Here is a 25,423-nt window from a genome sequence, read left to right as displayed (position 1 = left end):
GCGCGGTGCTGCGCGTTCTGGTGCGTGTCGGTGCTGGTCTTGCGGCTGTCGAATCGATTCGACTGCTCGTTCCGGCTACGCTAACGGGCGATGGACGAACCGGCAACAGGACCCGGCGCGTCGCCTTCCCGCGGCGGCGTCACCCGTTCGTCGCGCCCGACGCTGGCAGCGGTCGCCCGTGCTGCCGGTGTCGCGCCGTCGACGGCCTCGCTCGCGTTCAGTGGTCTCGGCCCGGTGTCCGAGGACGCCAAGGCCCGCGTGCTCGCCGCCGCTGCCGACCTCGGTTACGGCGGCCCCGATCCCCGTGCCCGTTCGCTGCGCCGCGGTCGTTCCGGCGTCATCGGCGTCGTGATGGACGAGCGCCTGAGCGATGCGTTCCGTGACCCGGTCAACGTCCTGACGCTCGACGGCATCGCCGAGGTCGCCGGTGCCGCAGGTGCCTCACTACTGCTCGTCCGGAGTCCGCTCGACGACGAGCAGGGTGCCGGCCCGTTGGTCGACGCCCCGATGGACGCCGTCGTGCTCGTCGGGTGCAACGTCCGGATCGACCCCGCCGTCGCCGTGCTGCGTCGTCGGCAGATCCCCGTCGTCGCGATCGAGGCGGACGAGATCGAGGGCGCTGTCCCCGTCCAGCTCGACAACCGCGATGCCTCACGCCGTGCTGCCGAGTACCTGCAGGAGCTCGGGCACCGGGACGTCACCGTCGTGACCCTGCCCCTCGATGCCGCACGCCGCCGTGGACCGATCGACGCAGCCCGGCAGGCCGAGGGCATCGCCTTCACCACCCTCGAACGCCTGCGTGGTGTGCGCCAGATCTACCCGGACGCCGTCGCGATCGAGACCGCCGGCAGCTCGGTGGAAGAGGGGCGCCTCGCCGGCACCGAACTCTTCGCGCCGGACGGCCCGCGCCCCACCGCCGTCATCGCGCAGAGTGACCTGATCGCCGTCGGAGTGATCTCGGCTGCACTCGATGCCGGACTCCGTGTGCCCGAGGATGTCAGCGTCGTCGGCTTCGACGGCATCACCGTGGACGACAGCCTGCTCCACCGCACCCCGATCCGGCACCTGACCACCCTGGTGCAGCCCTTCGTGCAGAAGGGCCAAGCCGCCGCCCGTGCCGCCCTGGCCATGCTCGAGGGTGCGGAGCCGCAACCGGCGTCGTTTACCTCGGAGTTGCGGGTGGGGGACACGACGGGGCCGCCGCCCGGCGGAGGTTCGGATTGACGCCAGCCCACATCCGACAGACGTGTGGCATTGGGCCTAGACCGTTGCACAGTCCAGAGGCGGAGGTGCTCTGACTGACCCCAGAATCACACTTGTCCGACCGTCCGTCGGTGCCGTGATGTGATGTCGATGCGCAACCAGCCTCGACACCTATGATGTTGACTTTGTTGGCGTTGGCGTTGGCGTTGGCGTTGGCGTTGGCGTTGGCGGGCGCAGGGGCTTTTAATCCCCGATGCTCCAGAAGGATCACCGCGTACGCGTCGGTGTCCGGTGTACTAGTCGCCGCTGGCGTGGGCAGGCCAAGCACGCGACTACCCCGTCTTCGCGGACAGTTCCGCCGTCATGCTCCAGCCTCGATTCTCCTTCCAGGACAACGTCACCCAGCACCCTTTCGCTTTCTTATCGGCAGGGTGCACGAAGACGCCGACGATGGTCGTAACGACAGCATCGTTATAGGTGACCTTGGCACCCGGTTTCAGAAGCGGCTCGCAGACCTTCCACGCTTTGACCGCTTCGGAACGTTGGTCCGGTGTTACCGCAGACACGAAGCGACCCTCGTCGTGATCCTTCAAGCCCTCGACCGCCGCTTGTCTCGCTGCGACCTCCGAAGCGTCCGAAGGTTCACCTCCGACGTCTGTAGGGACGTTGTGTCCTGAGCAACCGACCAGTGCGATTGCCGCGAGGATCCCGACGCTCGCGATCAGAGTAGTGCGTGAGTGATTGCGTGCAGGCTTCATCTCAAATTCCGTAAGGATTGACGTAAAAAGGTGGTGACATTCGAGGCTCCAAATGCGACCACGTGTGACCGGAACCGAAAATCGCTTCGTTCCTAGTGTTGTGCGAATGCTGCGAGACGTAGATGTTGCTCCCGGTCACCTTTGTGACAACTGCAGCGTGGTCGATAGAACTCTTTCCGCCGCCGTTGAATGCCGCATAGGCGAGGTATCCGAGCTTGACGTTGCTTCTACCAACACTCACCCCGCCGTGGCTCATCTGGAAGTTGTAATTCTCGGGTTGGTGCCCCCATGACATGGAGTAGAAAATATTCTTTCCGAACGCCCGGTCGAGGAACCATCGATTCGCATCGTGGGATATGTGCGTCGTGATTTCGTTGCCGACCATGTTCGCCAGGCCGCCCCAGTGCAGAGCCCGCGAGACGAAGTTGGTGCAGTCCGGGCTGAACCAGTTCGAGCTGTGCGGTTCTGTGGAGTAGCGCAACGCCCAATTCGCTACGCCCGAGAGGTTGACCTTCGGGCCGGTGACGCCCATCCCGGTGCGTGCGAACGTGTGAGTGGTTGCAATTTTCGCATTGATGTTGCCTCCGGTCGGGCCTCGATACATCACGGTGCTCGCGCTGGTGGGATCTGGTCCGGCGCTTGCGGCCCACCCAGCTGCATCTTCAGCTGTGTCGGTGCTGGAGGTCGTGGTCGGCTGGAGGAGCGCGTCCTGGTCTGCGTAGCCCCCGAGTGACGCCTTCGTCCCGTGGACCGTGAAGAGGTACGCTCCGGCGTCGTCAGACTCTCCGTCCACATCTACGGCGGGCCCGCCGCTCGTGTCGACGGTTGTGAACGTCCGTGTCGCGGTCGCGAAGAGGGTTACTCCCGCGGCTGTTGGTACTGCCAGCGTGTCCGTCAGTCTTGTGATGTCGTGGGCGTCTGACTGGTCGTTTTCGGATTCTGTGGCGAACTCGTCGAGGTAGCTCGTGCCAAGGAGCCCGAGCGCGGGCGTCACGATGGTTGCAGTAGATGTGGCCCCGATTGCGTCTGAAGTACTTGTCTCGCTGCCGCTTGCCAACTTGCTCTCCGCGTCGACGAGGTTCTGCAGCGCGTTCACGTAGAGGCTGGGGTTGTTGATGACGGCCGCCGGAGTCGTCGAACTCGAGATGCTCGTCGTTCCTGATCCTGCGGTGTTGTTGGCAGCGACGCTCACGGTGTATGCGGCGCCATTCGTGAGTCCTGTGAATACAGCGCGAGGTTCGCCGACTGTTTTGGTGGCTACCGTCGAGCCAGCTGCATCCGACACAGACACCGTGTACGAGGTGATTCCGTCCGTCGCTCCGGTCGTGTCGTACCACCCAGTGCGGATCGGTGAAGCCCAGGCGGCGATGAGTCCGCCGTCGCCACCGGTTGCTTTGAGGGCTCGGATTGGACCTGGGGCGTCCGCTGGGATGTAGTTGATGGTGATCGATGCAGGGCTGACCGCAGAGGTGGGCCCGTAGTAGATCTCTCCTGTTGCTCCGGTCGCCGTGTTCGTTTCCGACAGAACGGCTCCAAAATTGCCGACTCCGTCGCTGTCGTACCAGTCATTTACAAGCGAGGTGATGTCGTACGCCGTGGTGGACGGTGCTTCAGGGAACGTTAACGGCGTGTCGACTTGGATAGCGGCAAGAGCTGCGCCGGTCGCTGCCGACGATGTGTTCTCGGTTGCTTGCGCGATGGACAATGTCCCGCTCGAGCATGCTGTGCCGTAGCATCCGCTCGGCGTGATGTTCAACGACGCGGAAGCGATGGTCGCGCCTGCTGGGATGGTCGACAGGTCGGCGTGGAGTGCAGTTGCGTGATCAGCGTTTTCAGCGTCCATACCGAGTGCGATCTCGCCCGAGTTCAACGGGCAAGGTGAGCCTGAGCAATCCCCCTGCCCCTCGGGTGCACTCGTGGTACTTATGCCATCCCCAGAGATGGTGAGTCGCTGCGTCTTCGAGGCGGCAGCCGTTGTGGGAGAGCCGACCACGAATGAGTGCCTAGCCGAGGTGGCTTGCGCCGCGCACGCGTCGTCCTGATAGGCGTGTACCCACCACGTGAAGGTGGCTCCAGGTGTTGCGTAGGCTGGCGGCAGATGAAATGTCATCGCCGCCCCGTTGTCCACGGTCTCCGTAGCAGTTGGTGAACCGTCGACGGCTTTGCCGGACGAGTCAACGACGTATATCTGACCGTTGATCGGGTCTGCCAATGAGTTCGTGAGGACAGCCGACAGCACCGGATCCCCTTCGGACGCACCGACAGTTGCGCTCGGAGCGTCCGCAGCTTGCCCGAGGATGCTGTCAGTGTCATTGGCGCACATCGTGGAGGCTCCGCCGGCGTACCAGCCCTCGATGTCGACGACGTAGTCGACTGTGGCGCTGCTGAGGTTGTGAATCTCGATTGCGCCGTCCAGCCCGACGGGGACAGTGTTGGTGTTCGACCGGATCGAGTTCGGTGCGTACTCAACGTCGGAGATGTTCGGTTCCGCTGTGCCGTCAGCCCACGCACGCGCGAAGCCAGCAGTGTCGTTCGAAGCGTGGATCGCGGTGAGGTCCGCCACTACGGAGGACAAACCGTCCGCAGTGCTAGGGACACCATGAGTGCCACCGAGCGGCACGGTTACCGTCTTCCCCGCAGCGATCGACACGTGCGGTTTGACGCGACTGTCAAAAGCACGAGCCGCCCCTGCGGTGAATGATCCCGCCGTTGAAGACCCCGGGACGAAGTACCCCTCGATGTCGACGTTCACCTTGATGGCTGAACCAGCGCGGTTCCACACTTCGAGCTTCCCATCCGAGCTCAGCGGGACATGGGCACTGATCGCTGTTGCGACATCAGTTGCCCCGGGGAAATGCAGGGACGTCGCAGGCGGGCTGGAGCCTGCCGGTCCGGGCGAGATGTAGCCGTGGGTGGTGCCTTGGTTCTTCACCACGAAATCTGCCACCACCGCGGTCGCGTTCGACGGAATCCCGTTGACCCCGGTTACCTGAATCGTGAAGTTGCCACTCGCTGCGACCGGCTGTTCGCCGACGTACCGCTTACCTGCGATCGCCACATAACCACCGGTCGCGGACGGATCCGTGGAGTAGTAACCTTCCACGTCAATGACGAGCTGTGTCGATGCGTCTGCCCGCACCTGGACCGTGCCGTCACTGTTCACCGCCACATCCGCCTCGTTCGAGGTTGATCCGAGGCCGCCACCGTCGAATGTGCCGACGACCGTTGCGGCGGTACTCGCGTTCGGGCGGGCGGTGACCTGGCCGAGGCCGCTCGGGCTCACCTCGATCACATTCAACGCCACGGCAGTCACTGAAGACGATGAGGGGATACCGAACTTCCCGGTCACCTGGACCGTGCGCCAGGCGTTTGCCGGCATCGCAGTGGTGTAGCCGCCCGTGCCGTCTCGGGTGTCGAGGATGCGGCCAGCTGTGGAGACGAATTGCGCGCCAGAAGACACCGCGGCGGCAGCAGAGCCTCCGGGCACCACCAAGACGGCGGCAACAAGCGCTGCAACCAGGGCTGCGGCGACAACAAGAAAGCGTGTTGACGTGAACATGCGGCTGAGGCGCATCAGAATCCCCTTGCTCCACCTGGGGTCTCCTCGGCGGCTCGATGCCAGCAAAGCGTAAGAGGGCGCCGGGAATCCATGAGCGCCCCCACAGCCCACGCCGTAAGTCCCGATGCTGGTCAGAACCTCAGCCGCAGTGCTCGGAACACGTTCGATCGCCAGCGTCATGGTCGCAGCCATGCTCACTGCTTGTCTGACCGATCGGCTGGTGCAGCAGATCATGCGACGGAGGTCGCTGCACCCGCGGCGCTTCTCTCGAAGATGACGTCGTAGCCACCTGTGGGTTAGTCACCGAGAGAATTGGAACGCTAAGCGAGACCGATCACCGTCAGGCGCCAGGTAAGGCCGTCAAGGCGACGCAGCGTTTCCACGGGGACGAGCACTGACTCGATGGTCAGCCCCGCCGCACCCCGAGCCCCACCACCGCAACCAGGTTCACTGCACTCCCGACCAAGAACCCCGTTGTCCCGCCCGCGACACCGGCGACGGGTCCGAGCAGCGCCATGAGCCCAGCCCCGACGACGAACCCGGCGACCGAGGCAAGGGCGACCTGGCGTGAGCGTCCGGCTGCGAGCAGCAACGCGGCGGGCACGAGCCCGACGGTGAACACCCACACCGCGACCATCAGGTACCGCAGGTCCGCGACGGCAGCGGCGCCCTCGGCGGGGTAGACGATCGGCAGGAACCACCCGGCGAGCAGGGCGACCAGGCCGAAGACGACGGCGGAGGCAGCACCGAACCCGACGACGAGCAGCAGCGCTCCGCGGGAGCGCAGCGATCCACCATCGGTCCGGTGCGCGAACGCCGGCACGAGCACCTGCCCCAACGCCTGCCCGAGCATCGACGCCGGCGTCGCCAGGGTGAAGGCGGCCGCGTAGACACCGGCGTCGTACGCCGACGACGTCACCTGCGCCGAGATCATCGTCAACTGCAGCAACCCGTTCGAGGTCACCACCGCCAGCACGTTCCACGCTGCGAACCCGAGCACCCCGACGGCGGGTTCGCGCGAAGCCGGCGCGAAGCTGTTCCCCCGCGGCCAGCAGGCGATCGCGAACACCGTGTACCCGATGGCCAGGGGCAGCAGCACGAAGGGCTCGAGCCGCGCGACGCACGCCACCACGAGCAGCCCGAGCGCCAACACGCTCGTCACGGAGTCCCACAGCGCGACCCGTGGTGCCCGGTCGTAGCCGAGCTGCGCACCGCGGGCGTAGCAGTAGAGGCCGTAGCCGACGACGACCGCGGCGCCACCGAGCACCATGCCGGGGCCGTTGCCCCAGGCCAGCGCGATCGGCACGGTGACCGCGGCGAGCACCACGCTCGACACCAGCATGGACACCCCGAGCAGCCGGTTCACCGCGGCGTCCGAGCGCCGACCCCGTAGTGCGATGGCCAGGAACCGCGACGCGGTGTTGCCCGCGGCGTTCGGCCAGAGCAGCGCGACGAACACCGAGAGCGACAGCAGCGCCGTGGTCTGCCCGAGGGTCTCGGTGCCGAACACCCGCCCGACGACGACGGTCACGAGCAGCTTCGCGACTCCCTGCACCCCGATGCCGACCGTGGCGAGCACGGCCGACGAAGCCACCGAGGACGACGGGCCCGCAGGCTCAGCAGACGAGGCAGACGAGGCAGACGAGGCAGACGAAGCAGGCCGAGCCGAAGAAGACCCGCTCACCGCGCCAGCGCCTGTTCCACCCAGCCGCGCCGGTGCGCCCGCACCCCGAGCGTCACCGCCCGGACCCCGATGTACCCGAGGGCGAAGGCCGCCCACAACCCCGCGAGCGTCCCCCCGGCCCACCAGAGCAGCGGCAGGTACACGACGAGGTTCACGCCTCCGGCGATGGCCAGGTACCGCGCGTCCCCGGCACCGATCAGCACCCCGTCGAGCACGAAGACGTACCCGGCGACGGGCATCCCGACGGCGATGAGCACCAGCACGACGGGCAGGGCGTCCCGCACCGCCTGCGAGTCCGAGAACACCGGCCCGAGCACCCCGCTCACCGCCAGGGTCAGCACCCCGAGCAGCACACCGCCGGCGATCCCGAGCAGCACGAGCCGTCGCGTCACCAGTCGCACCCGCTCCGGGTCACGTCCGCCGAGTCCGTGCCCGACGAGCGCCTGCCCGGCGATCGCCAAGGCGTCGAGCGCGAACGCCAGCGTCGAGAACACCGTCAGCCCGACCTGCGTCGTCGCCAACCCGGTGGTCCCCAGCCCGGCAGCGGCCCCGACGGTCGCGAGCATCGCGATCCGCAGCGACGCGGTCCGCAGGAACAGCCAGGCCCCCGACCGCAGGGCCCGGGCGACGCCCGAGGCGCCGGGTCGCAGCGGCGCCCCCGACGACCGAGCGGCCCGCACCGCGATGCGCACGTAGACGACGGCCATCGCCCACTGCACGATGACGGTGCCGGCGGCGGATCCCTCGACGCCCCAGCCGGCGCCGTAGATCAGGACGGCGTTGAGCAGCCCGTTCGCGACGAACCCGATGGTCGCGACGACGAGCGGGGTCTTCGTGTCCTGCAGCCCACGCAGCAGCCCGGTCGAGGCGGTGACGACCAGGATGCCGGGCAGCCCGATCAGCGAGATGGTCAGGTACGCGGTCGCGGCGGCCGACACCTCGGCCGAGGCGCCGAACAGGTCGACGAGCGGCCCGGCGAGCGGCCACCCGACCAGCGCCAGCACCACCCCCAACACGAGCGCGAGCCACATCCCGTCGATGCCCGCGTGCACGGCTCCGCGACGGTCGCCACCACCGAGCGCCCGTGCCACGGCCGGGGTCGTCGAGTACGCCAGGAACACCAGCAGCCCGGTCACCGTCGACAGCACGGCACTCGCGAGCCCGACGGCCGCCAGCGGCGTCGCCCCGAGGTGCCCGACGAGCGCGGTGTCGGTCAGCAGGAACAGCGGCTCGACCACGAGCGCTCCGAGCGCGGGCACCGCCAGTCGCACGATGTCGCGGTCGACCGCGCGCCGCTCAGCGGTCACAGCGGGTCGCGTCGGTCGGTGCACCGACCCATTCTGTCGGCGATGCCGACCCGTCGTGGTCACCAGGCGGGGTGGGCGCGACCCCGCGACGGACTGGAGGCCCGTGGCCGTGTCCGCCACGGGCCTCCAGTCCGGTGGTCCCACGTCCTCGGGCTTGCGCCACGGACGACCTCGCTGCGCGACGAGCCGATCCGCGGGCGTCTGTAACGCTGGAGCCATGACCGGACACTCCAGAGTGTGAAGGACGAACAGGACGACGGCCCGCTGTGGACGCGAGCGGTCCGTGATGACGGGGCTGCGTTCGCCGCGCTGTTCGACCGGCACCGACCGCGCATCTACCGACGGGCGTTGAGCCTGACGGAGAACTCGCACGACGCCGAGGACATCACGGCGGCGGCGTTCTACGAGCTCTGGCGCAAGCGCAAGAACGTCACCCTCGTGGCCGGTTCCGTCGCTCCGTGGTTGCTGGTCACGACGGTCAACCTGACCCAGAACCACCGACGCGCGGCGGCGCGGTACCGGAAGCTCCTCGACGCACTCCCTCGAGATGATTCCCACGCTCCAGCCACGGACGCCGAAGACCTCGAGGCCCGTGAACGCCTCAGGACGACGATCCGGGGACTCGCGCCGCAGGACGCCGCGCTGCTGGTGCTCACCGGGGTCGAGGAGATGCCGGTCTGGCAGGCCGCGCAGGCGGTCGGTCTCAAACCGCCGGCGGCACGCGTGCGGTTGCACCGGATGCGGCAGCGCCTGCAACGCGACCTGCACGACCTCCGTCCCAGTGTCCGCAACGCACCGGAAGGCACCTACTGATGAGCATCGACATGAACCCCGACGCTGCTGCAGCGGTCCGCTCGGAGCTGGCCGCCATCGGGACACGACGGAGCGTCCTGCAGCGCCAGCAACGACGAGCACGCCTCGGCGTCTCGATCGTCTCCGTCGCAGCGATCGCGGTGACGACGAGCGCCGCCGCCCTGGTCGTCGCCGGGCTCCCGGGGACCACGACGACGGCAGCAGTCGGGCGCACGACCACTGCGACGCACATCGGTCCCGCACTGATCGACATCGGGGAGGCTCCCGACACCGCGGGTGCCGTGATCGTCGACATCACGTGCCGCAACGACGTCGGCATGGTCCGGGTCCTCACCGTCGGAGGGGGCGCATCCGGCCTGAGTTGTCGGGACGAAGGGACGATGCGCGTCGTCGACGGCCGGCTCCCGGAGCGAGGGACGACGACGTTCAGCATCGAAGCGTCGGCGGGGACGCGGTGGACGGCGACGCTGCAGTACGCCACCGCGGTCACGTCGGATTGGGCGGTCAACGACAAGGGCCAGACCTACGGAGTCCCGAACGCGTCGGGTCACCCGGATCTGGTCCCCGGGAGGGCGGACAACGGCCGCAAGGGCTGGGTCTTGTGGAGCGAGCCGGACGGCGGCGACGTGTACGAGTCCGACGGCACGACCGTGGTCGGGCAGTGGACCCCGGGGGTCGCCGATGAGGTCCCACTCGATCAGCGGTACATCGACGAGCAGGAGTCCGTGCAGACCGCGACCCCGTCGCCCAGCGCGCCCCGCTGAACCGGGCGAGGAGCGTGTGCGGACCGGAGCGACCGACTGGGGGGCGTTCCGGTCCGCAACGCACCCCGTGACGGACTGGAGGCCCGTGGCCGTGTCCGCCACGGGCCTCCAGTCCGGTGGTCCCACGTCGTCAGGCCGGACGCGCGTCCCGGCCGACCACTCGCGTCAGTCTGCGCGCGGTTCCGCGGGGACGGCGCCGGTGGCGGCGTGCGCGGGGTCGGCGGCCTCGGTCGAGGGCTCGTCGGTGCCGCGGGCCCGGCCGATGACGTCCATCAGGTGGTAGACGACGATCGCGGCGATCGTGCCGACGATGATGCCGCCGAAGCTCGCCTGGCCGAAGGTGAACGTGAAGTTCGCGATGCCGATGATCAGGGCGATGCCGGCCGTCAGCTGGTTCTTCGGCTTCGAGAAGTCGACGCGGTTCTCGACCCAGATCCGGATGCCGATGATGCCGATCAGGCCGTAGAGCGCGGTGGTGGCGCCGCCGAGCACGCCCGCGGGCACCGAGGAGATGACGGCGCCGATCCTCGGCGACAGGCCGAGCAGGACGGCCGCGATGGCGGCGACCCAGTAGGCGGCGGTGGAGAAGACGCGGGTGGCGGCCATGACGCCGATGTTCTCGCCGTAGGTGGTGGTGGCGGAGCCGCCGCCGACGCCGGCCAGCACGGTCGAGATGCCGTCGGCGAAGAGCGCGCGACCGGTGAGCGGCGTGAGGTCACGGCCGGTCAGCTGCCCGACACCCTTGACGTGGCCGACGTTCTCGGCGACCAGTGCCAGGACGACCGGCACGAACGCCAGGTAGATCGGGAGCTGCGACGGGTCGAACGCGGGAGCGGTGAAGTCCGGCAGACCGATCCACGGCTTGTCGCCGACCTTCGAGAAGTCGACCTGACCGCCGATGAGCGCTGCGACGTACCCGACGAGCACACCGATGACGATCGACAGGCGGCCGATCAGGCCCCTGAACAGGACCGTGACCAGGATGATCGTCGCGAGGGTGATGACCGCGATGACCGGGGCTTCCGTGAAGTTCTTCCGGGCCGACGGCGCCAGGTTGAAGCCGATCAGGGCGACGATCGCGCCCGAGACCACCGGGGGCATCAGCCGGTCGATCCACCCGGCGCCGGCCAGGTGCACGACGAGCCCGACGATCGCGAGCAGCGCGCCGACGACGATGATGCCGGACAGGGCGAGCGGGATGCCGCCGATCTTGGTCGCCGCACCGATCGGGGCGATGAAGGCGAACGACGAGCCGAGGTAGCTCGGCAGGCGGTTGCCCGTGATGAGCAGGAACAGGATCGTGCCGATGCCGCTGAACAGCAGCGTCGTCGACGGCGGGAACCCGGTGATCAGGGGCACCAGGAACGTGGCGCCGAACATCGCGACGACGTGCTGCACGCCGAGGCCGATCGTCCGGGGCCAGGTGAGCCGTTCGTCGGGTGCCACGATCGTCGTCGCGGAGACGGTCTTGCCGTCGCCGTGCAGCTTCCACGGAAGTCCCATGCGATGACCGTACCGGCAGCCGTGTGCCGGTGACGACCCGGATCGACCTGCCCCATGGGGTCGGTGGCTATCGTGGACCGCATGACCGACGTCGCACGTGCCTCCGGCATCCACACTGACGAACTCGACCCCGCGGTGCGCCCCCAGGACGACCTGTACCGCCACGTGAACGGGACCTGGATCGAGGCGACGCCGATCCCCGACGACAAGGCCCGGTACGGCTCCTTCACGGTGCTGGCCGAAGCCGCCGAGATCGCCGTGCGCGACATCATCGAGCGCTCGCAGCAGGCCGCCCCCGGCACCGAGGAGCGCAAGGTCGGTGACCTCTTCACCTCGTTCACCGACGAAGCGCGGCTCGAGGAACTCGGCACCGCACCGATCGAGCACCTGCTCGCCGAGATCACCGAGATCCAGTCCGTGCCCGAGGTCATCGCCGCCGTCGGCCGCTTCGAGCGCATCGGCCTGCCGAGCTTCCTGCAACTCTTCGTCGACAACGACCCGGGCGACCCCGAGTCCTACGTCGTGTTCCTGGAGCAGTCCGGCCTCGGGCTGCCCGACGAGTCGTACTACCGGGAAGAGCGCTTCGCCGACATCCGCGAGAAGTACCGCGAGTTCGTCGCGGCGATGTTCCCGCTCGCCGGCCTCGACGACGGCGGTGCCCGCACCGATCACGTCATCGCGCTCGAGACGGCGCTCGCCGCCCAGCACTGGGACAACGTCACGACCCGCGACAGCCAGAAGACCTACAACAAGCTGCCCTGGGCCGAGGTCGCCGCGCTCGCGAAGGGCGTCGACCTGCAGACCTGGTGGCAGGCCATCGACGCCCCGGCAGGCGCCTTCGAGACCGTCGTGGTCCGCGAGCCCTCGTTCATCACCGGCCTGGCCGACCTGCTGAACGACCAGCCGCTCGAGGTCTGGAAGGACTGGCTGCGCTGGCAGGTCATCCGTGGCTCCGCCGCGTACCTGACGAGCGCGTTCTCGGCCACGAACTTCTCGTTCTACGGCACCGCACTGACCGGTGCGCCCAAGCAGCGCGAGCGCTGGAAGCGTGGCGTCTCGCTGGTCGAGGGCGCGATGGGCGAGGCCGTCGGCCGCATCTACGTGCAGGAGCACTTCGACGAGACCTCGAAGGCCAAGATGGACGACCTCGTCGCCAACCTGGTCGAGGCGTACCGGCAGAGCATCACGGCGCTCGACTGGATGACCGACGAGACCCGTGCCCGTGCGCTCGACAAGCTCGACAAGTTCACGCCGAAGATCGGCTACCCGGTGAAGTGGCGCGACTACTCGGCGCTGCCCGTCCTGTCCGACGACCTGGTCGCGAACGTCCGCGCCGTCGCCTCGTTCCAGGTCGACCGCGAGCTCGGCAAGATCGGCAAGCCGATCGACCGCGACGAGTGGTTCATGACCCCGCAGACGATCAACGCGTACTACAACCCCGGCTTCAACGAGATCGTGTTCCCGGCGGCGATCCTGCAGTTCCCGTTCTTCGACGCAGACCGCGACGCCGCCGCGAACTACGGCGCGATCGGTGCCGTCATCGGGCACGAGATCGGCCACGGCTTCGACGACCAGGGGTCGCAGTACGACGGCGACGGCAAGCTCGAGAACTGGTGGACCGAGGCCGACCGCGCGGCGTTCGAGGAGCGCACGAAGGCCCTCATCGCCCAGTACGACGCCCTGGTGCCGACCGAGGTGCCCGACAGTCACGTGAACGGTGCCCTGACCATCGGCGAGAACATCGGTGACCTCGGCGGCCTGTCGATCGCGTGGAAGGCGTACCTGCTGTCGCTCGACGGCCAGGAGCCCCCGGTCGTCGACGGCCTCACCGGTGCCGAGCGCTTCTTCCTGAGCTGGGCGCAGGCCTGGCGCATGGCGATCCGCCCGGAAGAGGCGGCTCGTCTGCTGAGCATCGACCCGCACTCGCCCAACGAGTTCCGCTGCAACCAGGTCGTGCGGAACATCGACGTCTGGTACGACACCTTCGGCGTGACCGAGCAGGACGCGATGTACCTCGACCCCGCCGAGCGCGTCGCGATCTGGTGATGACGGAGCCGGACGCGGCCCGGTCGTCGCGCCGCCGGCGACCGGACGACCGCCCAGCAGGTGGCGGCCGCGGTCGTGGGCGGCACAGCGGCCGGGCCGACGACCGCTTCACCGCCACCACCGAGGCCCTCGGCGCCCTCGCGCTCGAGGGCGCCGGGGTCAGTGCCTCGGTGATCGACACCTCCAGCGGCAAGGCCCTGCTCGCGATCGACGACACCCTGGTGCAGCCGGTCGCGAGCCTGGGCCGCGTCCTGCTGCTCATCGAGGTCGCCGCCCAGCTCGAGGACGGCCGCCTGCACGGTGACCGACTGCAGCGCATGGCCCGCGACACCGCGACCGGTGCCGGCCTGTGGCAGTTCCTGCAGGAGCCGACCATGCAGGTGCCCGACCTGGCGACCCTGGTCGGGGCCACCGCCGACGCCTGGGCCATGAACGCGCTGCTGTCGACCGTCGGCATCGACGCCGTCCGGGAGCGTGCGGAGTCCCTGGGCATCGAGCGCACGGCGTTGATCGACCGCGTGCGGGACCGCCGCGGTCCGGACGACGCCCCCGACGCCTCCGTCGCACCGACCGGGGAGCTGTCGTGGGTGATGCGCGGACTGGCGCTCGGCGAGGTCGTCGACGAAGCGGTGTCGAACCGGGTGCTCGGCTGGTTGTCCCTGGCGAGTGACCTGAACCTGGTCGCCGGGTCCTTCGGGCTCGACCCCCTGGCGCATCGGGCGCTCGACCACGGGTTGCAGGTCGTCGCGGTCACCGGGTCGAGCACGGGCGTGCGGGCCGAGGCGGGGATCCTGCGGGGGCCCGGGTCGTCGGTCAGCTACGCCGTGACCGTCACGTTCGACGACGCTTCGTTGCAGCGGCGGTTGGCCGTGGTCGAGGCGCTGCGGACCATGGGGACCGAGGTGCTCGAGGCGGTGCACGCCCCGGCTCGTCGCTGAGGCCGCTCGCCGATCGCCGCTCGGCGCCCGCGGGGAGCGTGGACGCCCGGTGTTGTTCGTGGCGGGTGCGGTGTCGCCGGGTCAGGGCCGCGGGACGCAGACCGACTCCGCGCGCAGGCTCAGGCCGTCGACCGTGCCCCGGATGCTCGCCGTGGCTGGATCCGCATCCGTGGACGACGACCAGTAGTCCCGCCCCATCGCCCGGCCGCTGACCTCGAAGCCCTCGGAAGTCCACAGCGCGGTCACGGCGTCGAACGGCCCCTGCGCGTCGTCGACGATCTGGAACACGGGCACGATGCTGAACGCCGTCGCGCGCGTGCCGGTCGCATCGGGTGACCAGGTCGATCCGGGCGGCGCGCACTGTTCGGTGCCCGTGGTCACGGTCGCCGGGACTCCGGCGGCCTCGGCCGAGCGCTCGAGGAACGCCCGGAGCGTCGCTGCGTGGTCGCTCACGTCGGCGGCCACCCAGGGGGTCGGCGACGGTCCCGACGTCGGGGTGCCCGGGGCAGTGGCGTCCTGCGGCTTCTCGGCGTCGAGGGGGAGTCCGAGCCAGCCGTTCGTCCCGTCGAGGCCGACGGAGAACGCGGTGCGCGGAGCGCGGTGTGCATCGGCGGCTTCGTCCTTCGTCCGGACGAGGACGTCGGCGACGGCGCCGAGTCGTTCGCCGTCGATCGACAGGGAAGGCCGTTCGGGCTCGGCAGCCGCTCCGTACTCGTCTGCGGGTGCTTGCGCAGCGTCGGCGTAGGTCGTGCCCGGTGAGTAGTACAGGCCCTCGACGTCTTCGTCACCGTCGCGGTCGAACCCGTCGATCGTGCGCATGAGTGCTCGCCCGGGGTGCGTCGCCGTGATCCCCACCGAAACGTCACCACGGATCAGGGAGGCCGGGTGGTCACCGACGATCGGACGGGCCTGCGCGACGGCGTCGGTGAAGCTGACGCCCGGCACGAGCCAGATCGTGGAACGCGACGGGGTCGCCCGCAGCCGGTGCACGAAGGGCTCCGCGCGCAGCCGTGCGGCCAGGTCGACGACGTCAGGGTCCATCGGGTCGACTGCGACCGGCGCCGACGCCCGGCCGCGGGGCACGTCCACGGTCACCGACAGCGTCGTGCCGGTGACACCCCGCGCTGCCGTGTGCCGGATCCGTTCGGCGACGGCGAGGTCCGTCGTGTCGGCCTGCACCTCGAGCGAGGTGATCCAGTTCTGCGGGTCGTCCTTCGCGTCGACCTGACGGATCTCGCCCTCGGCCGTGTCGACCCCGGGCAACCGCTCGACCCGGGTGATGAGCTTCGCGAGCGCCGGTTCCGACCCGGCCGGCGGTGGTGGCGACGTGCACGCGGCGAGGGCGAGCACGACGCCGAGCGCGGTCGCGAGGGCTGCCGCTGAACGTGTCCGTGCGCGAGCCCCCATGCGTCCGAGTCTAGGAACGGCGCCGTGCGGACGGAATCGGTCGCGGGACCCATCCGTGCTCAGCGCAGGAGCACGAAGGAGCGCAACGGCTGTGGTTCGACGTCGTGGGCCTCGACGAAGCCACGTGACTCGTAGAACGCCCGCTGCCCCGGCTCGTCGTCGGTGAGGAGGACCGTCTGGCGAACGCCGGCGTACCGCTGCAGCACGGCGTCGAGGAGTGCGCCGCCGATGCCGGACCGGTGCGCGGACGGCAGGACGAGGACGTCCTGCACGTACACGATCGTCACGCCGTCGGAGACCGTGCGGAGCAGGCCGAGCAGGTGTCCGTCGTCGTCGCGGGCGGTCAGCACGGTGTGGGAGCCGGCGATCGCCGCGGTGAGGGCTGCAGGGTCCTGCGTGTACGCGGTCCACCCGACGGCGTCGTACAGCGCCACCAGCTCGTCGGTGCCCGGTTGTTCGTCGCTGATCGTGGTGGTCACGGTGCCCATCGTGCCCGAGCCGGACGCGTGATGCGGCCTCGGGATCGCAGCGGGGCGACCGTCAGCGATCGGCGGAGTCCGCTTCGCCGGACTCGACCTCGCGCATGGACGCGGTGATGTCGATCGGTCGGGTGTCGGGGAGCGTGATGTCCTCGGGGCGGATGGGACGCATGCTCACGCCTCCTCGTGGTCGATCACGCGTCGGGCGCCGGCTTCGACGCCCATCGCGACGAGCAGGGTCATGAACCCGGCGAAGCGGACGACCTCGGAGACACCCATCAGGGCGGCCCACGCGGTGAGCTGCGGTGCGCGGGTGAGGGAGTGCCGTCGGGCCGTCGGAGCGGAACGGGGAGCGGTGATGGTCGTCATTGGGTGCCTTCCGGTGGGGTTGGTGCCAATCCTCCGGATCGGGACGCGGCGCCTCGTCGTCGTCACGGATCGTCGAACCTACTGCGTCCGCAGTACGTGTCGACGGGGTGGAGGCAGGAGACTCGGGGGATGACGAACGACGGCGATCTCGTGCTGCCACCGAACCCGTGGTGGCTCCGGTCCCCGGCGCTCCTGCCCGAGCTGGCCGCGGGCCTCGCCGTGGCCGGTGCAGCGGTGGAGATCGTCCGAGTCGTCGTCGCGGGCGCCGGGGTCTTCCCGTTGGTCGGTGTGCTGCTCGGCATCGCCGGTGTGGCCGTGGCTCGTCGGTACCCGTGGCCGGGGGTGCTGCTCACCGTGGTCGGCTGTGCGGTGGCAGCGGTGCAGGGGTGGGATCCGATCGTGGGGTGGACGATCGTGGTGTTCGCGCTGTTCTCCGTCACCCTCCGCGGTGCGGCCCCGTTCCGCATGGTCGTCGCGACCGCGCTGCCGCTCTACCTCGTGGTCGCGGTGGAGTCCGGCGCGGGGCTGGTCAGTCCCGACGCGTTGGCGGCGGTCGCGGCGTGTGCGGCTGCTGGCGCCACGGGGGCCGCGGTCTGGGCACAGCTCCGGTACTGGTCGGCACTGCGGGAGCAAGCCCGCGAGGCGATCGCGTCACGGGACCTCGAAGCCCGCCGACGCGTGGACGCCGAGCGGCTCCGCATCGCCCGCGACCTGCACGACGTCGTCGGTCACCAGATCGCGGTGGCGAGCATGCACCTGGGTGCGGTCGAGGTCACCGTCGACCGCGACCCGGTGACGGCAGCACGCGCAGCAGGTGACGCGCGAGAGGCGTTGCGGATGGTCACCGCCGAGACGCAGCAGATCCTCGAGCTCCTCCGGTCACGGGATGCCGCTCCCGACCAGACGGTCGCCGGGCTCGGCTCGCTGCCCGCGTTGGTGTCGTCGTTCACGTCGATCGGGCTCGACGTCGTGGCCGACGTCGAGCTGCCGGACGAACCGGTCGCACCCGTGGTCGAGGTCACCGTGTACCGCGTCGTGCAGGAGGCCCTGACCAACGCACACCGGTACGGGATCGGCACGGTGACGATCACCGTCCGCGCCGAGCAGGGTCGACTCCACGTGGTCTCCGACAACCCACGCGCGCCGCGGACCAAGCAGACGCAGGGGTCGGGGTTCGGGCTCGTGGGCATGCGCGAGCGCGTCGGGGCCGCAGGCGGGACACTGGACGTCGACGAACGACCCGATCGGTTCGTCGTGCACGCCGTGCTGGCGCTGGACGGAAGGAAGCTGTCGTGACGACGATCCTGCTGGTCGACGACCAGGCGATGATCCGCGTCGGGCTCCGCACCATCCTCGAGGCGCACGACGACCTCACCGTCGCTGGCGAGGCCGGCGACGGCTTCGAGGCCCTGCGGTTCCTCGAGACGACGACGGTCGACGTCGTCCTGTTGGACGTGCGGATGCCGGGGATCGACGGCGTCGAGACCACACGCCGCCTCCGTGAGCGGTTCTCCGCCGAGCAGCTCCGCATCGTCATCCTGACGACGTTCGAGCAGGACGAGATCGTGGTCTCGGCGCTCCGGGCCGGTGCGAACGGTTTTCTCGGCAAGACCATCGGACCCCGCGAGCTCGTGGCGGGCATCAACGAGGTCGTCCTCGGTGGTGGAGCACTCTCCGCGGCTGCGCAGGCCGCGGTCATCGCGCAGGTCAGCTCCCAGTCCGACCGCGTCATCGACACCGATGCGCAGGAACGTCTCCGAGCGCTGACCCCGCGTGAACACGACGTGGTGGTGGCGATCGCCCGCGGTGGCGACAACGACCGGATCGGCCGGGAGATGTTCGTCTCGCCCTACACCGTGAAGACCCACGCCAACCGCGCGATGGCGAAGCTCGGCGTCCGTGATCGCGCGCAGCTGGTGTCCCTCGCCTACCGCGCCGGACTCGTCGACTGACCCGGACCTACTGCGGACGCAGTAGGTCCGTCGCTCCGACGGGACGACGGCCGGACGGAGCGTTGCTCGGAGCATTGAGGAGTACCCGCCGCGACGGTCTCCGCGTGGCTTCCTCTTCTTCCCTCCGGGAGCATCATGCCCAAGGTCCTCGCCGCGATCGGACGCTTCAGCGCCCGGCACCGGCTCATCATCGTCGCCGTCTGGTTGGTGCTCTTCGCGGGCCTCACCGCGGTCACCGCCGCCGGCATGGACACCAGTGCCACCGGCTCGGCCGGCAACACGACCGCCGCCGCGAAGGCGCTCACCGTCGTCAACGAGAAGTTCGACCTCGGTTCCTCGTCGTCGGGCGACGCGAAGACGCTGCAGCTCGTCCTCCAGGCGCGAGACGGAGCGAAGGTCACGGACCAGGCCACCGCCGCCGAGGTGCAGGCAGTCCTCGCCGACGCGAAGAACCTTCCGCACGTGCAGACGGTCTCGGACCCGTTCGCCCAGCGGAACCCGATGGTCTCGAAGGACGGCACCACGGTCATCTCCACGCTGACCTTCTCCGGCGTCACCGAGGCGAACCAGGAGAAGACGTACGACACCGTCCTGGACTTCGCAGCCGACCACCGTGCTGCCTTCCACGCCGAGGTCGGCGGGCACCTGTTCGGTGACACCTACGCCACCTTCGGTCCCGGCGAGGTCATCGGGATCCTGGTCGCGTTCCTGGTGCTGTTCCTGACGTTCGGTTCGCTCCTGGCCGCCGGAGCGAACATGCTCGTCGCGATCTCCGGGGTCGCCGTGGGGACGGTCGGTGTCCTCGCGTACTCCGCGATCAACCCGATCCAGGGGACCACCCTGACGCTCGCGACCATGCTCGGCCTCGCCGTCGGGATCGACTACACGCTGTTCATCCTCACCCGGTTCCGCTCGGAGCTCCGCGAGGGACGCAGCGTCATCGACGCGGTCGCCCGGGCCACCGGCACCGCGGGCACCGCAGTCGTGTTCGCGGGCCTCACCGTCATCATCGCCCTCGTGGGTCTCGTCGTGACCGGCAACGAGGTCATCACCGTGATGGGCTTCGCCGGAGCGTTCAGCGTCCTGATCGCGGTGCTGATGGCCCTCACGCTGCTCCCCGTCATCCTGGGGACCCTCGGGTTGCGCGCCCTGCCCCGGAAGCACCGGGAACTCCTCGCTGCCGGCCAGCCGATCCCGCAGCGTCCCGCGAACCGCAAGAACTTCCTCCGCGGGTGGGCCAGGTTCGTCACCGGACGCCCGTGGCTCGCACTCTTCGGCGCCGTCGTCGTCCTCGGGCTCGTCGCCGCACCGGTCCTCGACATGAAGACGGCCTCCAACATCCCCGGTGGCTCCGACCCGACGTCGTCCGAGCGGAAGGCCTACGACCTGATCGTCGACGAGTTCGGCGGCATCCAGTCCCCGCTGCTCGTGCTCGTGCAGGGCGACGACGTCACCAGCAACCTCACCGCGGTCGAGGACGAGATCACGGGCCTCGACCACGTCGAAGCCGTCGTCCCCGGCCAGGTCACGAAGACCGACGACGCCGCACTCCTCACCGTCATCCCGACCGGCGGTCCGATCGCCGAGAGCACGAAGCAGCTCGTCACGGACATCCGCGACGAGACCACGGCGATCAGCGGCGTGCGCGTCGAGGTGACCGGCGAGACCGCGATCGGGCTCGACGACACCGCGCAGATGAACCGGGCACTGATCACCTACATCATCGTGATCGTCGCGCTGTCGTTCCTGCTCCTGATCGTGATGTTCCGATCCCTGCTCGTGCCCCTGTTCGCCACCCTCGGGTACCTGTTCTCCGTCGGGGCGGCGTTCGGCGCATCGGTCGCGATCTTCCAGTGGGGCTGGCTCGACCCGCTCATCGCCGCGCCCCAGGGTGACCCGATGTTGAGCCTGCTGCCGATCATCCTGGTCGGGGTCCTGTTCGGGCTGGCGATGGACTACCAGGTGTTCCTCGTGTCCCGGATGAAGGAAGAACACTCCCGCGGGCTGAGCCCGAAGGACGCCGTGTTCTCCGGGTTCACCAAGTCCGGCACCGTCCTCGTCGCAGCAGCCACGATCATGGCCGTCGTCTTCGCCGGCTTCGCCACGAGTGAGATGGCCGTCGCAGCGTCGATCGCCGTCGGGCTGCTCGTCGGGGTCCTCGCGGACGCCTTCCTGGTGCGGATGATGATCATGCCGGCGCTCCTCACGCTCTGCGGGGAAGCAGCCTGGTGGATGCCGAAGTGGATGCAGAAGGTCATCCCGAACCTGGACACCGAGGGCCACGGACTCGACCGGGCTCCCGAGCACGACCGGGGGACCGGGGCCGTCCCGGTGCCGGTCAGCTAGTCGGCCAGCACCTGAGGACCGAAGAAGCCGTCCCGCTGCGATCGCAGCGGGACGGCTCCGTCCGTGGCGGCAGCAGCCCGTGCTCGGGACCCGCCGAGACCGCCCGGCTGACCGCTACGAGGTCGCCTGCCCCTCCGGCACGAACGCCTGCACGGACAGCAGCGAGGCATCGGCCGACGCACACGCCTGGTAGTCCGTGTCCTTCACGAACAGGGACTGCTTCGACCCGGGCGGGTACACGCGGAAGCCGTCCGGGGTCTCGGGCGAGCAGTCGCCCGCCGAGTAGTTCTCGGCCCGGACGATCCTGAGCGGTGCGACGGCGGTCTTGCCGGGAGCGAGTGTGACGGTCGGGTGCGGGGAACTCTTCTCCGCGACGGCCGCCGCTCCGATCTGCTTGCCGGTGCCACCCCCGACGAACGAGACCCCGGGCCACCCCTGCACGGTGCAGGTCGTCGACCCGGTGTTCTCGAGCACCAGGTGCACGATGACGCTGCCGGCGGCACCACCACTGCCGGCCTCGATGCGTCCGGCGAGCGACGACACCGCGCACCGGTCGCCGGCAGCCTGGCCGGTGGCACCGGATCCGGCGGACGGCCCAGAACCGGACCCGGACCCGGAGGTCGGTGCCGCCGAGGCGGACTCCTCGGACGACTGCGGCGTGGACGCCGACGCGGACGGCGACGGCGCGGGCGCCGTGACGGTCTCGGTGGCGGCGGGCTGCCCGTCCGAGGCGCACCCCGCCAGTGTCCCGACGGCGACGAGCCCGGTCACGACGAGCAGGAACTTCGATCGGCTGCTGCGTTGCATGGTGCACAGGCAACCACCGAACGCCGCATCCGGTTCGGTCGGCGTCCAGGGACCCCGAGCACACTCCGAGGCAAGCAACCCGAGCAGCGGAGGTCGGACATGACGGGCAAGCACGAACAGGCACGAGGCGACGAAGGTCGCGCGGACGGGGTCGAGCCCCGGGCCGGAGCCTTCACGGACAGCGAGATCCCGGGCGAGGAGCACGTCGAGTCGACTGAGCCCGTCGGCGAGTTCGTCTCGAGCGACATCCCCGGCGAGACGCGTCCGACCGGAACCGGACCCGACGGCGAGTACGTCGACTCGGACATCCCCGGCGAGGCCGAGCCGGCCCAGAACGGCGAGGTCGGGGAGTACACCGACACCGACAAGGCCTGACGAACCCGAGTGGAACGCATCCCATGATCAAGGATAGGCAGTCATCCTTGATCATGGGATGATCCATGTATGGCTTCGTACGAGACGATCCGACGCACGGGCGACCCGGCAGCCGCGACACGCGCCTTCCGGATGCCGATGGTCTTCGAGGCCTACGTGCCGGATCCGCTGCAGGGCCGAACGGTCGAACTCGGACCGGCCGAACAAGCGGCCGTACTCGAGGCCACCGCTGCGGTGACCGAAGCCGAGACGAGATCCACCCTGCTCGGAAGCGGAGACGCACTGGGTCGGATGCTCCTCCGAGCCGAGGCTGTCGGGTCGTCGATGATCGAGGGCCTCGAGGTCTCCCCGCGGAAGCTGCTCGAGGAAGAGGCGCGCGGACGGAGCCCGCTCGGGCAGTGGAGCACCGCAACCGAGGTCCTCGGCAACATCGACGCCATGACCTTCCTCACCGAGTCGGTCGGTCCGGGTTCCCCGGTGACCCTCGACCTGCTCCTCGAGGCGCACCGGCGGCTGATGGAGGCCTCGGCGACCCCCGAGGTCGGGGGCACGGTCCGAGCGGTGCAGAACTGGATCGGCGGACCGACGCCTGCCGCAGCGGTGTTCGTCCCTCCCGTGCCGGAGCGGGTGCCAGGACTCCTCGACGACCTGTTGGCGTTCGTGAACTCGAGCACGCTGCCGACGATCGCCATCGCCGCCGTCGCACACGCGCAGTTCGAGACGATCCACCCGTTCGCCGACGGCAACGGTCGCATCGGACGCGCACTGATCCACGCTGTCCTGCGGTCACGGGGGCTGACCATCGAGTCGTCTCCACCGGTGTCCCTGGTCCTGGCGACCCGTGCTGTCGACTACGAAGCGGGGCTCCAGCGGTTCCGGTCCACCGATCCGCCGGCATCGGAGCCAGCGCAGCGGGCCGTCGGGCAGTTCGTCCGGCTCTTCGCCGAGGCGATGGCCGAGGTCGTGGACCGGATGACGCAGTTCGAGCACGAGCTCGTCCGGATCAAGGAGTCTTGGCGATCTGCGCTCGCCGGAGTCCGCTCTGACTCCGCTGCATGGTCGGCGCTCGAACTCGCGCCCCGCATGCCCGTGCTCACCGCGCAGACGTTCGCCGCCGCGACGGGCCGGAGCGAGCAGGCCGCGAACACGGCCTTGGGGGTCCTCGTCGAGCGTGGCGTCCTGACACAACGGTCGGCGGGACGGCGGAACCGTGTCTTCGAGGCAGACGCCGTGATCGGCGCGCTGGCACTGCTGGAACGCCGTCTCGCCTCTCCGGCTGGTGACACCGGCGTCGTGCCGCCGACCAGACACGTGCCGACAGCTCCGCCCAGGGCCTGACGGTCAGTCGATCAGCTCCGCCGCCACCAGGCGGCGGAGCGTCTCCACGCCCGCAGGCGGGCAGCGGTCCGCGTCGGCGGAGGTGACCCACTCGACCTCGTCCACCTCGGCGGAGGCGACGGGCGTGGCGGAGTCCAGCGGGCCTCCCGGCCGGACCAGGAACAGCGTCATCGCGACCATCGTCCCCGGAGCCTGCCCGTGGGCGGGCTCGAGCACGACGCCGAACGGGTCGACGTCGTCGGCGGTGAGCCGCAGGCCGGTCTCCTCGTAGGCCTCGCGCACGGCGGCCTCGACGTCGGTCTCGTGCGGCTCCGCCTTGCCGCCGGGCAGGTAGAGCACGTCGCGCGCCCGGGCGCGCACCATCAGGACACGTCGGTCACGCACCAGCAGCAGCGCACTCACGCGCAGCGTGGGTGGTTGCGAGCCTGTCTGGAGGCTCAGCTCGCGTCCGCCTGGTCGTCGCGATCCGAGGCGGTCGGGTCCAGTGCCGTGCGGTCGGCCAGCGGGACGACGGGCGACGGCAGCTCCGGCTCGGCCTCCGGCCGGACGCCGTACAGGGAGTCGATCGCCCCGACGAACTCCTCGCCGCGACCGGCGCGACCGAGCTCGCGAGCGCGGACCGAGGGACGGTGCAGCAGGACGCCGACCAGGTGCCGGAGCGCCCGCTCGGTGTGCTCGACGGACTCGCCGTCGGCGTCCGCGCGGCGCTTGGCCCGCTCGATCTCGTCGTCGAGGATGTCGAACACGTGCTTGCGGAACGCCACGAGCGCCGGGGTCGTCGACTGCTCCATCGCCTGGGCGCGGAACCTGGACACGGCGTCGTCGACCATCGCACGGGCCTCGGACTCGGCGTTCAGCTCGGAGATCGGGGCGTGGATGCTGATCGTCTCGAGGTCGAGCAGTTCGACGCCGTCGACGCCGGCGGCCGCGGGGTCGACGTTGCGGGGGAGCCCGAGGTCGATGACGATGCGGCGGACCCCGTCGTCGAGGTCGGCCGGCGCGACGACCGGGACCTCGCTCGAGGTGCAGGTGATCAGGACGTCGCTCTCGCCGATGGCCTGGCGCAGCTCACGGGCGGCGACGAGGTCGTGCTTGGCGGCGAACCAGGGTGCCCGGCCCGACGGCGAGAACACCTGGATGTTCGTGGCGCCGCGGTCGCGCAGGGCGGCGATGGTGGTGGCCGCGTAGCTGCCGGTGCCGACGAGCAGCACGCGGGTGCGGGCCCAGTCGGTGACCCGCGACGAGGCGAGTTCGAGGCCGAGGCGCACGAGGGACCGGCCGGCGGCACCGATGCGGGTGCGGGTCTTGACGCCGCGCGAGGTGTGCGCGGCCTCTTGGAACAGGCGCTCGAGGTCCGAGGTGGTGGTGCCGTTCGACCGGGCGTCCTCGAGCGAGCGACGGACCTGGCCGGAGATCTCGGTCTCGCCGACGACGACGGACTCGAGACCGCTCGACACGGCGAACAGGTGCTGCACGACGTCCTTGCCGTCCAGCACGTGGACGGAGTCCAGGACCTCGGTGGCGTCCAGGTCGCTCGCGGCGGCCACGGCCTGCACGGTGGCGGAGACGGCGGACTCGCTCTCGTCGCCCGCGATGTCGAGGTACGCCTCGAAGCGGTTGCAGGTCGCGAGGACCACTGCACCGTCCAGGACGCCGGCATCCGTGACGAGTCGGCTGGCTGCCGCGGGTGCACCGATGCTCAGTCGCTCCAGGAGATCGAAGCTGGCGTTGCGATGCGACGCCGTGAGACAGATGAGCACGTAGTCAATGGTAAC

At 69.6% G+C, this 25,423-nt stretch carries 21 protein-coding genes; 10 read left to right on the top strand and 11 right to left on the bottom strand.

From position 1 onward, the window contains the following. The first annotated feature begins 90 nt into the window (after positions 1-90). The gene (locus tag DEJ02_RS06985) at positions 91-1,224 is read left to right on the top strand and encodes a substrate-binding domain-containing protein (RefSeq protein ID WP_111032459.1); all 1,134 of its coding nucleotides are present in this window, start codon (positions 91-93) and stop codon (positions 1,222-1,224) included. Positions 1,225-1,535: 311 nt separating this feature from the next. Here DEJ02_RS06985 and DEJ02_RS18285 read toward each other — a convergent pair whose 3' ends face one another. The 4 genes from DEJ02_RS18285 to DEJ02_RS06970 all read right to left on the bottom strand — a co-directional run bounded on the left by DEJ02_RS18285 (position 1,536) and on the right by DEJ02_RS06970 (position 8,511). Next, positions 1,536-1,961 carry a hypothetical protein gene (locus DEJ02_RS18285; RefSeq protein WP_146249235.1) on the bottom strand — a complete coding sequence of 142 codons (426 nt, stop codon included), beginning with the start codon at positions 1,959-1,961 and terminating at the stop codon, positions 1,536-1,538. A 1-nt stretch (position 1,962) separates the two neighbouring features. After that, positions 1,963-5,712: an amidase domain-containing protein gene (locus DEJ02_RS06980; protein ID WP_181440290.1), complete on the bottom strand. Its 3,750-nt coding sequence runs from the start codon at positions 5,710-5,712 to the stop codon at positions 1,963-1,965. A gap of 214 nt (positions 5,713-5,926) precedes the next feature. Continuing rightward, positions 5,927-7,114 carry a lipopolysaccharide biosynthesis protein gene (locus DEJ02_RS06975; protein WP_111032457.1) on the bottom strand — a complete coding sequence of 396 codons (1,188 nt, stop codon included), beginning with the start codon at positions 7,112-7,114 and terminating at the stop codon, positions 5,927-5,929. Positions 7,115-7,200: 86 nt separating this feature from the next. Next, positions 7,201-8,511, bottom strand: a complete 1,311-nt coding sequence (locus DEJ02_RS06970; protein ID WP_111032456.1) for an MATE family efflux transporter — start codon at positions 8,509-8,511, stop codon at positions 7,201-7,203. 237 nt (positions 8,512-8,748) lie between these two features. On the opposite strand from DEJ02_RS06970, the gene DEJ02_RS06965 reads away from it, so the two are divergent. Then, entirely contained in the window at positions 8,749-9,324 is a 576-nt protein-coding gene (locus tag DEJ02_RS06965) for an RNA polymerase sigma factor (protein ID WP_111032455.1), read from the top strand. Next, positions 9,324-10,088: a hypothetical protein gene (locus DEJ02_RS06960; protein WP_111032454.1), complete on the top strand. Its 765-nt coding sequence runs from the start codon at positions 9,324-9,326 to the stop codon at positions 10,086-10,088. The genes DEJ02_RS06965 and DEJ02_RS06960 overlap by 1 nt, the downstream gene beginning before the upstream one ends. Positions 10,089-10,253: 165 nt before the next feature. Here the strand turns inward: DEJ02_RS06960 and DEJ02_RS06955 are convergent, their stop codons facing one another. Next, on the bottom strand, positions 10,254-11,591 hold the full coding sequence (locus DEJ02_RS06955) for a uracil-xanthine permease family protein (protein WP_111032453.1): 1,338 nt from the start codon (positions 11,589-11,591) through the stop codon (positions 10,254-10,256). A gap of 81 nt (positions 11,592-11,672) precedes the next feature. Here DEJ02_RS06955 and DEJ02_RS06950 point away from each other — a divergent pair, with 81 nt between their 5' ends. Further along, positions 11,673-13,637: a M13 family metallopeptidase gene (locus tag DEJ02_RS06950; RefSeq protein ID WP_111032531.1), complete on the top strand. Its 1,965-nt coding sequence runs from the start codon at positions 11,673-11,675 to the stop codon at positions 13,635-13,637. Then, the gene (locus DEJ02_RS06945; protein ID WP_071404465.1) at positions 13,637-14,575 is read left to right on the top strand and encodes a serine hydrolase; all 939 of its coding nucleotides are present in this window, start codon (positions 13,637-13,639) and stop codon (positions 14,573-14,575) included. Before DEJ02_RS06950 ends, DEJ02_RS06945 begins: the two co-directional genes overlap by 1 nt. A gap of 81 nt (positions 14,576-14,656) precedes the next feature. Here DEJ02_RS06945 and DEJ02_RS06940 read toward each other — a convergent pair whose 3' ends face one another. From DEJ02_RS06940 to DEJ02_RS06930, 3 genes are all read right to left on the bottom strand, one after another. Next, positions 14,657-15,982, bottom strand: a complete 1,326-nt coding sequence (locus DEJ02_RS06940) for a hypothetical protein (protein ID WP_111032452.1) — start codon at positions 15,980-15,982, stop codon at positions 14,657-14,659. A 59-nt stretch (positions 15,983-16,041) separates the two neighbouring features. Next, on the bottom strand, positions 16,042-16,461 hold the full coding sequence (locus tag DEJ02_RS06935) for a GNAT family N-acetyltransferase (RefSeq protein WP_111032530.1): 420 nt from the start codon (positions 16,459-16,461) through the stop codon (positions 16,042-16,044). 174 nt (positions 16,462-16,635) lie between these two features. Beyond that, a complete protein-coding gene (locus tag DEJ02_RS06930; RefSeq protein WP_111022407.1) occupies positions 16,636-16,830 on the bottom strand; it encodes a hypothetical protein in 195 nt (64 codons plus the stop codon). Positions 16,831-16,959: 129 nt separating this feature from the next. Here DEJ02_RS06930 and DEJ02_RS06925 point away from each other — a divergent pair, with 129 nt between their 5' ends. The 3 genes from DEJ02_RS06925 (at position 16,960) to DEJ02_RS06915 (ending at position 21,128) form a co-directional block, all read left to right on the top strand. Continuing rightward, positions 16,960-18,126, top strand: a complete 1,167-nt coding sequence (locus DEJ02_RS06925) for a sensor histidine kinase (protein ID WP_111032451.1) — start codon at positions 16,960-16,962, stop codon at positions 18,124-18,126. Beyond that, entirely contained in the window at positions 18,123-18,782 is a 660-nt protein-coding gene (locus DEJ02_RS06920) for a response regulator transcription factor (RefSeq protein ID WP_111032450.1), read from the top strand. Before DEJ02_RS06925 ends, DEJ02_RS06920 begins: the two co-directional genes overlap by 4 nt. Before the next feature lie 135 nt (positions 18,783-18,917). Next, positions 18,918-21,128, top strand: coding sequence for an MMPL family transporter (locus DEJ02_RS06915; protein WP_111032449.1), 2,211 nt, complete (start codon positions 18,918-18,920; stop codon positions 21,126-21,128). 114 nt (positions 21,129-21,242) lie between these two features. On the opposite strand, the gene DEJ02_RS06910 is transcribed toward DEJ02_RS06915, so the two are convergent. Beyond that, a complete protein-coding gene (locus DEJ02_RS06910) occupies positions 21,243-21,935 on the bottom strand; it encodes a DUF4232 domain-containing protein (protein WP_111032448.1) in 693 nt (230 codons plus the stop codon). Positions 21,936-22,034: 99 nt separating this feature from the next. Here DEJ02_RS06910 and DEJ02_RS06905 point away from each other — a divergent pair, with 99 nt between their 5' ends. Together DEJ02_RS06905 and DEJ02_RS06900 are read left to right on the top strand one after the other, a co-directional pair. Further along, positions 22,035-22,310, top strand: coding sequence for a hypothetical protein (locus tag DEJ02_RS06905; protein ID WP_071404469.1), 276 nt, complete (start codon positions 22,035-22,037; stop codon positions 22,308-22,310). Positions 22,311-22,379: 69 nt separating this feature from the next. Further along, on the top strand, positions 22,380-23,648 hold the full coding sequence (locus DEJ02_RS06900) for a Fic family protein (protein ID WP_220038367.1): 1,269 nt from the start codon (positions 22,380-22,382) through the stop codon (positions 23,646-23,648). A 3-nt stretch (positions 23,649-23,651) separates the two neighbouring features. Here the strand turns inward: DEJ02_RS06900 and DEJ02_RS06895 are convergent, their stop codons facing one another. Further along, positions 23,652-24,050, bottom strand: a complete 399-nt coding sequence (locus tag DEJ02_RS06895) for an NUDIX domain-containing protein (protein ID WP_083404464.1) — start codon at positions 24,048-24,050, stop codon at positions 23,652-23,654. A 35-nt stretch (positions 24,051-24,085) separates the two neighbouring features. Continuing rightward, positions 24,086-25,408, bottom strand: coding sequence for a glutamyl-tRNA reductase (locus DEJ02_RS06890; protein ID WP_111032447.1), 1,323 nt, complete (start codon positions 25,406-25,408; stop codon positions 24,086-24,088). Positions 25,409-25,423: the final 15 nt, after the last annotated feature.

The sequence above is a fragment of the Curtobacterium sp. MCLR17_042 genome (assembly GCF_003234695.1).
GTDB lineage: Bacteria > Actinomycetota > Actinomycetes > Actinomycetales > Microbacteriaceae > Curtobacterium > Curtobacterium flaccumfaciens.
Note: the sequence above shows the minus strand (reverse complement) of the source record. Positions and strands in the feature narration are given on the sequence as shown.